Annotated in this window: 4 protein-coding genes and 4 tRNA genes; 7 read left to right on the top strand and 1 reads right to left on the bottom strand. The window is 51.5% G+C overall.

Features of this window, described 5'->3' with window-relative positions:
• Positions 1 to 172 precede the first annotated feature (172 nt).
• Together murB and birA are read left to right on the top strand one after the other, a co-directional pair.
• Complete coding sequence (gene murB, locus AS136_RS25785) at positions 173 to 1,201, top strand: UDP-N-acetylmuramate dehydrogenase (RefSeq protein WP_023323447.1); 1,029 nt, start codon at positions 173 to 175, stop codon at positions 1,199 to 1,201.
• Positions 1,198 to 2,160: a bifunctional biotin--[acetyl-CoA-carboxylase] ligase/biotin operon repressor BirA gene (gene birA / locus AS136_RS25790; RefSeq protein ID WP_008808010.1), complete on the top strand. Its 963-nt coding sequence runs from the start codon at positions 1,198 to 1,200 to the stop codon at positions 2,158 to 2,160. Before murB ends, birA begins: the two co-directional genes overlap by 4 nt.
• Positions 2,161 to 2,186: 26 nt before the next feature.
• Here birA and coaA read toward each other — a convergent pair whose 3' ends face one another.
• Entirely contained in the window at positions 2,187 to 3,137 is a 951-nt protein-coding gene (coaA, locus tag AS136_RS25795) for a type I pantothenate kinase (protein ID WP_012543215.1), read from the bottom strand.
• Between the two features lie 418 nt (positions 3,138 to 3,555).
• Here coaA and AS136_RS25800 point away from each other — a divergent pair.
• From AS136_RS25800 to AS136_RS27770, 5 genes are all read left to right on the top strand, one after another.
• Positions 3,556 to 3,631: transfer RNA gene (locus tag AS136_RS25800), tRNA-Thr, on the top strand.
• Positions 3,632 to 3,641: 10 nt separating this feature from the next.
• Positions 3,642 to 3,726 (top strand) — tRNA-Tyr (locus AS136_RS25805).
• Between the two features lie 115 nt (positions 3,727 to 3,841).
• Positions 3,842 to 3,916, top strand: a tRNA-Gly gene (locus tag AS136_RS25810).
• A gap of 5 nt (positions 3,917 to 3,921) precedes the next feature.
• A tRNA-Thr gene (locus AS136_RS25815) sits at positions 3,922 to 3,997 on the top strand.
• Positions 3,998 to 4,112: 115 nt separating this feature from the next.
• The coding region (locus AS136_RS27770; RefSeq protein ID WP_009484166.1) for a GTP-binding protein at positions 4,113 to 4,248 on the top strand (136 nt) is incomplete at its 3' end.

The raw sequence follows: 4,248 nt of genomic DNA on the forward strand, positions 1-4,248 counted from the left end.
CGCTGCGCTTACCGGGGCTACGGATTCGCACCCGCCCTGCACGACCTGTTGCCCGGACCGGTACACCGCATCATTACCGGTAACGCCCCCAATATCACTGCCCCTGCAATCAGGCAAGCCTTCCCCCGCCAGATACGGTAAACTAACGCCGATTTTGCATCAGGAAGCCACTATGAACCACTCCCTCAAACCCTGGAATACCTTTGGCATTGAGCGCTCCGCCAGGACGATTGTACGCGCCGAAACTGAGCAGCAGTTATTAAGCGCCTGGCAAACTGCTGTCGCGGCAGGCGAACCCACGCTGATCCTTGGGGAAGGTAGTAATGTCCTGTTTCTGAACGACTATGCCGGTACGGTGATCCTCAACCGGATTATGGGGATCGAGGTGAGCGAAACGCCGGAAGCCTGGTGCTTGCACGTCGGCGCCGGCGAAAACTGGCATCAACTGGTGCAGTTCACGCTACAGCATGCGATGCCAGGTCTGGAAAATCTGGCATTGATCCCTGGCTGCGCAGGATCTTCGCCGATCCAGAATATTGGCGCCTACGGTGTCGAGCTCCAGCGGGTTTGCGACTATGTGGACTGCATCGAGCTGGAAACGGGTCGTAAGCAGCGTCTTTCAGCGGCGGAATGCCGTTTCGGCTACCGTGACAGCATCTTTAAACATGAATACCAGGATCGCTACGCCATCGTCGCGATTGGTTTAACGTTAGCGAAAGCATGGCAGCCTGTACTGAGTTACGGTGATTTAACGCGTCTTGATCCACAGACCGTCACCCCGCAGCAGGTATTCGATTCCGTTTGTCATATGCGAATGACGAAGTTGCCGGATCCCAAGATTAACGGCAATGCCGGAAGTTTCTTTAAGAATCCGATTGTCAGCGCTCAGGTTGCTGAAGCGCTGCTGGCGCAATTCCCCCAGGCGCCGCATTATCCGCAGGCAAACGGCACCGTCAAGCTGGCCGCGGGCTGGTTAATCGATCAATGTCAGCTCAAAGGGCAACGCATTGGCGGCGCGGCCGTCCATAGACAACAGGCCCTGGTACTCATTAATGAAGATCGAGCGACCAGCGAGGACGTGGTAAAACTAGCCCATTACGTTCGCCAGCAGGTGGGTAAGAAATTCGATGTATGGCTTCAGCCCGAGGTGCGCTTCATTGGAACGCATGGCGAAGTCAACGCAGAGGAGAGCATTGCGTGAAAGACCATACTATTCCCTTAACGTTGATTTCTATCCTCGCTGATGGCGAGTTCCACTCAGGTGAACAGCTTGGCGAGCAGTTAGGCATGAGCCGGGCGGCGATTAATAAGCATATCCAGACCTTACGCGACTGGGGCGTCGATGTGTTTACAGTGCCAGGCAAGGGTTACAGCCTGCCGGAGCCCATTCATCTGTTGGATGAGAAAAAGATTTCCCAACAGATTGAACATGGCCGAGTGACGGTTCTCCCCGTGATTGACTCCACTAACCAGTATTTACTGGACAGGCTTGATGAGCTGACATCCGGGGATGCCTGTGTGGCTGAATATCAGCAGGCAGGGCGAGGACGGCGAGGTAGAAAATGGTTCTCGCCCTTTGGCGCCAATCTTTATCTCTCGATGTACTGGCGCCTGGAGCAGGGGCCGGCGGCGGCTATTGGACTCAGCCTGGTGATTGGTATCGTGATCGCTGAAGTTCTGCAGCAACTCGGGGCCGATCAGGTTCGTGTGAAATGGCCAAACGATATTTACCTGCAAGATCGTAAACTGTCAGGGATCCTCGTGGAACTGACCGGGAAAACGGGTGATGCTGCACAAATCGTTAGTGGCGCGGGTATCAATCTTGTGATGCGTCGCGTGGAGTCTGACGTGGTCAATCAGGGGTGGATAAGCCTTCAGGAGGCGGGGGTTGTCATCGACCGCAATCTCCTCGCCGCGCGCCTGATTAAAGAGCTACGTCTGGGCCTGGAACTGTTCGAGCAGGAAGGGTTAGCGCCCTATCTGCCGCGCTGGGAGAAACTGGATAACTTTATTCATCGCCCGGTAAAACTCATTATCGGTGATAAAGAAATCTATGGAATTTCCCGGGGCATTGATGCGCAGGGCGCACTATTGCTGGAACAGGATGGGGTGATAAAAGCCTGGGTTGGCGGTGAAATATCATTGCGCAGCGCAGAATAAAAAAGGGAGCTTCGGCTCCCTTTGCTTTATTTACGTAAGCGTACTTGATTCACAGAATGATTGGCGCTTTTGGTCATGATCAGGCTGGCACGTTCGCGGGTTGGAAGGATGTTTTCTTTAAGATTCATTAAGTTAATCTCGTTCCATAGCGAGGTGGCAATATCCACCGCCTCTTCCTTCGACAGCTTAGCGTAATTGTGGAAGTAGGAGTCAGGATCGGTAAACGCCCCTTCTCGGAATTTGAGAAAACGGTTGATATACCAGCTTTTCAGTAATTCTTCCGGGGCATCGACATAAATAGAAAAATCGACAAAATCGGATACAAATACATGATGAGGATCGTGCGGATAATCCATTCCACTTTGCAGCACGTTGAGTCCCTCAAGAATTAAAATATCCGGCTGCGCGACGGTTTTATCGCCGTCGGGAATAACATCATAAATCAGATGGGAATAAACCGGCGCGGTTGCCTGCGGTACACCTGATTTAAGATCGGAGACAAACTTCACCAGTCGATGCATATCATAGGACTGCGGGAAGCCTTTCTTCTTCATTAATCCGCGTTCTTTCAATACTGAGTTAGGGTGCAAAAAACCGTCAGTAGTGATGAGTTCAACATGGCGGTGCTCCGGCCAACGGCTAAGCAAGGCCTGCAGTACACGCGCGGTGGTGCTTTTCCCCACCGCAACGCTGCCAGCGATGCTGATGATATAGGGAATGCGTTGACCGTTGGTGCCAAGAAATTGTTCGAGAACAGCCTGACGACGCAGGTTAGAACTGATATAGAAGTTGAGCAAACGCGACAGCGGCAAATAGATCTCGGCAACCTCTTCCAGAGAGAGATCTTCGTTGATGCCTTTTAACCGCGTGATTTCATCCTCGGTTAACGTCATCGGGACAGAATCACGAAGTGCAGCCCATTGGTGGCGGTTAAATTGTAGGTACGGTGTCATTAACGTCTGCTCTTTTTGGCTCATAAGCATGTTCTTACCATCGCCGTATACGTTGAAACGGCGATGCTTCACACGAGTTAATCAGGACAATGGGCAGGAGGGTAACACCAGATTGCCGGGAATAATAAGAAAAAAACTCATTGAATACTGCTTTCTCGCGCCAGCATCACAAGAGAGGAATAAGTTTCTTATTCGTAGTAAACCAGCAGGATAGTGCTAACGGCCCGTTACCTTTCTGTCAGTCGTCCGCATACATCCTGGGCATCAGCGGGTGACTGGAACCGCTCCTGATGAGCTGGATCGCTGGCGAATATTTGCACTGCTCTGTTTGAAATTACACCGTTTTTTCGTGTAAGAGCACAAAATGTGAGCAAGAGAACGTTTTATGCAAATTTTTAGTTGCATGAACTCGCTCCTCTCCCTAGAATGCGCGCTACTTGATGCCGACTTAGCTCAGTAGGTAGAGCAACTGACTTGTAATCAGTAGGTCACCAGTTCGATTCCGGTAGTCGGCACCATAACAATTTGGGTGGGGTTCCCGAGCGGCCAAAGGGAGCAGACTGTAAATCTGCCGTCATCGACTTCGAAGGTTCGAATCCTTCCCCCACCACCACTTTCTGGCGACGCTTTGCGTAGCCGGAGTTGGTTGGGTAAACTAATCAGCTCAATACTAAAGAGAGCAGTCTCTTTAGTATTACAGAAAGAACTGGGTAGCCGAGTTTCAGGATGCGGGCATCGTATAATGGCTATTACCTCAGCCTTCCAAGCTGATGATGCGGGTTCGATTCCCGCTGCCCGCTCCAGACGTGCTGATATGGCTCAGTTGGTAGAGCGCACCCTTGGTAAGGGTGAGGTCCCCAGTTCGACTCTGGGTATCAGCACCACTTCTTTTCTCTCCTTCCCTGTTTCTCTTCTGTTATTTTCATTCAACAAGTCGGGCATGTTGCCTGGTTGATGTGGTGATATCACCGATTTATCCGTGTCTTAGAGGGACAATCGATGTCTAAAGAAAAGTTTGAACGTACAAAACCGCACGTTAACGTCGGTACTATCGGCCACGTTGACCATGGTAAAACAACGCTGACCGCTGCCATCACTACCGTTCTGGCTAAAACCTACGGTGGTTCTGCTCGTG

Source organism: Klebsiella sp. D5A (genome assembly GCF_001620885.1).
GTDB lineage: Bacteria > Pseudomonadota > Gammaproteobacteria > Enterobacterales > Enterobacteriaceae > Klebsiella > Klebsiella variicola.

Bases quoted from the DNA above. Each gene is read 5' to 3' on its own strand.
- murB (WP_023323447.1), top strand. From the start codon at position 173: ATGAACCACTCCCTCAAACCCTGGAATACCTTTGGCATTGAGCGCTCC.
- coaA (WP_012543215.1), bottom strand. From the start codon at position 3,137: ATGAGCCAAAAAGAGCAGACGTTAATGACACCGTACCTACAATTTAAC.